Genomic DNA, 5,423 nt, shown 5'->3' with positions numbered 1-5,423 from the left:
GGTGGGGGACACAATGGTGCGGGGGGACACGATGGTGCGCGTCGAGAACGTGCACCGCTCGTACGGCAGCGGCGCGGCCGCCGTGCACGCGTTGCGTGGCGTCTCCTTCGATGTGCCGCGCGGTGAACTCGTCGCCCTCAAGGGCCGTTCCGGCTCGGGGAAGACCACCCTGCTGAACCTCGTCGGCGGGCTCGACGAGCCGGACGAGGGGCGGATCACCGTCGACGGGCTCGACCTGTCCGGGCTGGGCGAGAACGGGCTGCTGGAGCTGCGCCGCGACCGCGTCGGGTTCGTGTTCCAGTCCTTCGGGTTGATCCCCATCCTCACGGCCGCCGAGAACGTGGGCGTGCCCCTGCGGCTGCGCCGGACCGAGCCCGGCGAGCGAGAGGAACGCGTCGAACTGCTGCTCTCCCTCGTGGGTCTGGCCGACCACGCCGAGCAGCGGCCCGGTGAGCTGTCGGGCGGCCAGCAGCAGCGCGTGGCCATCGCCCGCGCGCTCGCAAACAACCCGTCGCTCCTCATCGCCGACGAACCGACCGGTCAGCTCGACGCCGAGACCGGCCACGCCGTCATGGAGCTGTTGCGTGCCGTCGTCCGCAGCGAGCAGGTCACCGCGCTGGTCGCCACGCACGACGCGACGCTCCTCGACCTCGCCGACCGGGTTCTGGAACTGCGGGACGGGGAGATCGTGGAGCACTGAGCGATCGGTCACGGCCTCCGCGAGTCCCTCCGGCCACCGCGAGTCCCTCCGGCCACCGCGAGTCCCTCCGGCCTCCGCGAGACCCTCCGGCGGCCGTACTTCCCGGTCATTGCCGTGTCAGAGTTGCGTCAAAGACCGTTCACGGCCCGCCGAGCACCCTCTTTGTCGTAATTGTTGGCCGTAAGGTCGACGCTGCGTGCACAGCAGTGACGGGAAGACAATGAGGCCATGGGACGCGGCAAGCTCCGGATCTACCTCGGTGCGGCACCGGGCGTCGGCAAGACCTACGCCATGCTCTCCGAGGCGCACCGACGCGTGGAGCGCGGTACCGACTGTGTGGTCGCCTTCGTGGAACACCACGACCGGACGCGCACCGAGGTGATGCTGCACGGCCTGGAACAGGTGCCCCGCCGGGAGCTGACCCACCGGGACGCCGTCTTCACCGAGATGGACGTCGACGCCGTCCTCCGGCGTGCCCCCGCGGTCGCCCTGGTGGACGAGCTCGCGCACACGAACGTCCCCGGCTCCCGCAACGACAAGCGCTGGCAGGACGTCGAGGAACTGCTCGCGGCCGGCATCGACGTGGTGTCGACCGTCAACATCCAGCATCTGGAATCCCTCGGTGACGTCGTCGAGTCGATCACGGGCGTACGGCAGCAGGAGACCCTCCCCGACGAGGTGGTGCGGCGGGCCGACCAGATCGAGCTGGTCGACATGTCGCCGCAGGCGCTGCGCCGCCGGATGGCGCACGGCAACATCTACAAGCCCGACCGGGTCGACGCGGCCCTGTCGAACTACTTCCGCCCCGGCAACCTCACGGCTCTGCGGGAGCTGGCCCTGCTGTGGGTGGCCGACCGGGTCGACGAGTACCTGACCGAGTACCGCAGCGAGCACCAGGTGTCGGCGATCTGGGGTTCGCGCGAGCGGATCGTGGTGGGCCTGACGGGCGGGCCGGAGGGGCGGACGCTGATCCGCCGGGCGGCGCGACTGGCGGAGAAGGGGGCCGGCGGCGAGGTGATGGCCGTCTACATCTCCCGCAGCGACGGCCTGACGTCCGCGTCACCGAAGGAGCTTGCGGTGCAGCGCACCCTGGTGGAGGACCTCGGCGGCACCTTCCACCACGTGGTCGGCGACGACGTCCCGGCGGCGCTGCTGGACTTCGCGCGCGGGTTCAACGCCACCCAGATAGTGCTCGGGGTGTCGCGGCGCAAGAGCTGGCAGTACGTCTTCGGGCCGGGCGTCGGCGCGACGGTCGCCCGGGACTCCGGGCCCGACCTGGACGTCCACCTGATCACCCACGACGAGGCGGGCAAGGGCCGAGGGCTTCCCGTCTCGCGAGGGGCGCGCCTGGGCCGGTCCAGGATCCTGGCCGGCTGGCTGGTCGGCGTACTCGGCCCCGTGCTCCTCGCGCTGCTGCTCAACACCGTCGACCTCGGCCTCGCCAACGACATGCTGCTGTTCCTGGCGCTGACCGTGGCGGCCGCGCTGCTGGGCGGCCTGTACCCGGCCCTCGCCTCGGCGGCGTTCGGCTCACTGCTGCTGAACTACTACTACACGCCGCCGCTGCACCGGTTGACCATCGCCGACCCCAAGCACATCGTCGCCCTCGCGATCTTCGTCGGCGTCGCCGTGTCGGTCGCCTCCGTCGTCGACCTGGCGGCCCGCCGCACCCAGCAGGCGGCCAGACTGCGCGCCGAGTCCGAGATCCTCTCCTTCCTCGCGGGCAGCGTGCTGCGCGGCGAGACCAGCCTGGAAGCGCTCCTGGAACGGGTCCGGGAGACCTTCGGCATGGACTCGGTGGCCCTGCTGGAGCGCGAGAGCGACGTCGCGCCGTGGGCCTGCGCGGGCGGCGTGGGCGGTGGACGGCTGGTCGCGCGCCCGGAGGACGCGGACGTGGACATGCCGGTGGGCGACCACATGTCGCTTGCGCTGTCCGGGCGCGTCCTGCCCGCTTCCGACCGCCGGGTGCTCGCCGCGTTCGCCGCGCAGGCCGCCGTCGTCCTGGACCGTCAGCGGCTCCGGCACGAGGCCGAGCAGGCCCGCACGCTGGCCGAGGGCAACCGCATCCGCACCGCGCTGCTCGCCGCCGTCAGCCACGACCTGCGGACCCCGCTCGCCGCCATCAAGGCCGCCGTGTCCTCCCTGCGCTCCGACGACGTGGAGTGGTCCGAGGAGGACCAGGCCGAGCTCCTGGCCGCGATCGAGGAGGGCGCCGACCGGCTCGACCACCTCGTGGGCAACCTCCTCGACATGTCCCGCCTCCAGACCGGCACCGTCACGCCGTTGATCCGGGAGATCGACCTCGACGAGGTGGTGCCGATGGCGCTCGGCGGGGTGCCCGAGGGCAGCGTCGAGCTGGAGGTCCCCGAGACCCTGCCCATGGTCGCCGTGGACGCGGGACTGCTGGAGCGCGCGGTCGCCAACCTCGTCGAGAACGCCGTCAAGTACAGCCCGCCCGGTGAACGCGTCCTGGTCGCCGCGAGCGTGCTCGCGGACCGCGTGGAGCTCCGCGTGGTCGACCGCGGGCCGGGCGTCCCCGACGACACCAAGGACCGCATCTTCGAGCCCTTCCAGCGCTACGGAGACGCCCCGCGCGGCGCGGGCGTGGGCCTGGGCCTCGCCGTGGCGCGTGGTTTCACCGAGGCGATGGACGGCTCGCTGACCGCCGAGGACACCCCCGGCGGCGGACTCACCATGGTGCTCAACCTCCGGGCCGTGGACGCGTTCCCCGCCCCCGTACGACTCGCAGAACCGGAAAGGCAGGCCTCATGAGCCCGGCCGAGGGGACTCCCCAGACCTCCACGAGGGTGCTCGTGGTCGACGACGAGCCGCAGATAGTACGCGCCCTCGTGATCAACCTGAGGGCACGCAGATACGAGGTCGACGCGGCCCACGACGGCGCCACCGCGCTCCGGCTCGCCGCGGCCCGCCACCCCGACGTCGTCGTCCTGGACCTCGGCCTGCCCGACATGGACGGCGTCGAGGTGATCAAGGGACTGCGCGGCTGGACCCGCGTGCCGATCCTGGTCCTGTCCGCCCGCCACTCCTCCGACGAGAAGGTCGAGGCGCTCGACGCGGGCGCCGACGACTACGTCACCAAGCCCTTCGGCATGGACGAGCTCCTCGCCCGCCTCCGCGCCGCCGTCCGCCGGAACGAACCCACCGGGGGTGGCGGGGACGACGTGGTGGTGGAGACCGACGAGTTCACCGTCGACCTGGCCGCGAAGAAGGTCAACAGGAGCGGCAGGGACGTACGCCTCACCCCCACGGAATGGCATCTGCTGGAGGTCCTCGTCCGCAACACCGGCCGCCTGGTCAGCCAGAAACAGCTCCTCCAGGAGGTGTGGGGACCGTCGTACGGCACGGAGTCGAACTACCTCCGGGTCTACATGGCCCAGCTCAGGCGGAAACTGGAGGCGGACCCGTCGCATCCAAAGCACTTCATTACGGAGCCGGGGATGGGGTACCGGTTCGAGAAGTAGGGCGCACGGGAACCACCACGGGAAAGCGAACACGTGGGCGTACGGGCTCATCCCGTGTCGGTGGCCCCCGGTAGGCTTTCCGTTATGAGTGCTGTCCCTCGTTCCGAGAAGCCGGTGGGCCGTTTCCGGCGCATGCTCGACCGGCTTTCCTCGTCCCAGGAGGACCTGGAGTCCGAGGAGCTGCGCGAGGACGCCGCCGACACGGAGGGCTGTACGCGCATCTGTGACTGTCACGACCGACAGATAGTGACGGTTACTGGTACCTTGCGCACGGTCACGCTGCGCCCGCGGGCCGGAGTCCCGGCCCTGGAGGCCGAGCTGTTCGACGGTTCGGCCGCCCTGGACGTGGTGTGGCTCGGCAGGCGCTCCATCGTCGGGATAGAGCCGGGGCGCAAGTTGATCGCATCCGGCCGGATCTCGATGAGCCGGGGCCGCAGGGTGCTGTTCAATCCGAAGTACGAACTGAGACCGCTTGGACGGGAGTAGCCGGTGACGTCGCTCGACAAGCCGCCCGAAGACGCCCAGCACGATTCGAGGGCGGTGACGGAGGCCGCGCTGTTCGAGGCGTTCGGTGGCGTCCGGGGCATGGTCGAGACGGTCGTGCCCGGCCTTCTCTTCGTCACGATCTACACGATCAACAAGGACCTGCACTCGGCGGCCATCGCGGCCCTCGGGGTCTCGCTGCTGCTCGTTGTGGTCCGTCTGGTGATGAAGGACACCATGAAGCACGCCTTCAGCGGTGTCTTCGGTGTCGCCTTCGGCGTGGTCTTCGCGATGATGACCGGCAACGCCAAGGACTTCTACCTGCCGGGCATGCTCTACACGCTGGGCCTGGCCCTCGCGTACATCATCACGACGCTCGCGGGTGTGCCGCTGCTCGGTCTGATCCTCGGCCCGGTCTTCAAGGAGAACCTCTCCTGGCGCACGCGTAACCCCGGCCGCAAGAAGGCGTACGCGAAGGCGAGTTACGCCTGGGGACTGATCCTCCTCGCCAAGTGCGCGATTCTGTTCCCGCTGTACTGGTGGGCGGACACGACCCAGCTGGGCTGGGTGCTGGTCGCGTTGAAGATCCCGCCGTTCCTGCTGGCGGTGTGGCTGACGTGGGTCTTCCTGGCGAAGGCGCCCGCGCCGATCGACGTCTTCGCCGAGATGGAGGCGGAGGAGCGCGCGGCGGAGGAGCGGAAGGCGGGGGCCTCGCGGGGTGAGTAGGTGCCCTGGGTGGGTGTCGCCGTCCCTGGGGG

Annotated in this window: 5 protein-coding genes; all 5 read left to right on the top strand. The window is 70.6% G+C overall.

Annotated elements, in window-relative coordinates:
* The first annotated feature begins 13 nt into the window (after positions 1–13).
* Positions 14–700 (top strand): ABC transporter ATP-binding protein, encoded by a 687-nt coding sequence (locus FNH08_RS43670; RefSeq protein ID WP_152777058.1) that lies wholly within the window; start codon positions 14–16, stop codon positions 698–700.
* 228 nt (positions 701–928) lie between these two features.
* Positions 929–3,472: a sensor histidine kinase gene (locus FNH08_RS43665; RefSeq protein ID WP_152777057.1), complete on the top strand. Its 2,544-nt coding sequence runs from the start codon at positions 929–931 to the stop codon at positions 3,470–3,472.
* The gene (locus tag FNH08_RS43660) at positions 3,469–4,182 is read left to right on the top strand and encodes a response regulator (protein ID WP_152777056.1); all 714 of its coding nucleotides are present in this window, start codon (positions 3,469–3,471) and stop codon (positions 4,180–4,182) included. The genes FNH08_RS43665 and FNH08_RS43660 overlap by 4 nt, the downstream gene beginning before the upstream one ends.
* A gap of 84 nt (positions 4,183–4,266) precedes the next feature.
* On the top strand, positions 4,267–4,668 hold the full coding sequence (locus FNH08_RS43655) for an OB-fold nucleic acid binding domain-containing protein (RefSeq protein ID WP_152777055.1): 402 nt from the start codon (positions 4,267–4,269) through the stop codon (positions 4,666–4,668).
* 3 nt (positions 4,669–4,671) lie between these two features.
* The gene (locus FNH08_RS43650) at positions 4,672–5,391 is read left to right on the top strand and encodes a DUF3159 domain-containing protein (protein WP_322726410.1); all 720 of its coding nucleotides are present in this window, start codon (positions 4,672–4,674) and stop codon (positions 5,389–5,391) included.
* Positions 5,392–5,423 lie beyond the last annotated feature (32 nt).

Origin of the sequence: Streptomyces spongiae (assembly GCF_009377185.1) — a bacterium.
Lineage (GTDB): Bacteria > Actinomycetota > Actinomycetes > Streptomycetales > Streptomycetaceae > Streptomyces > Streptomyces spongiae.
Note: the sequence above shows the minus strand (reverse complement) of the source record. Positions and strands in the feature narration are given on the sequence as shown.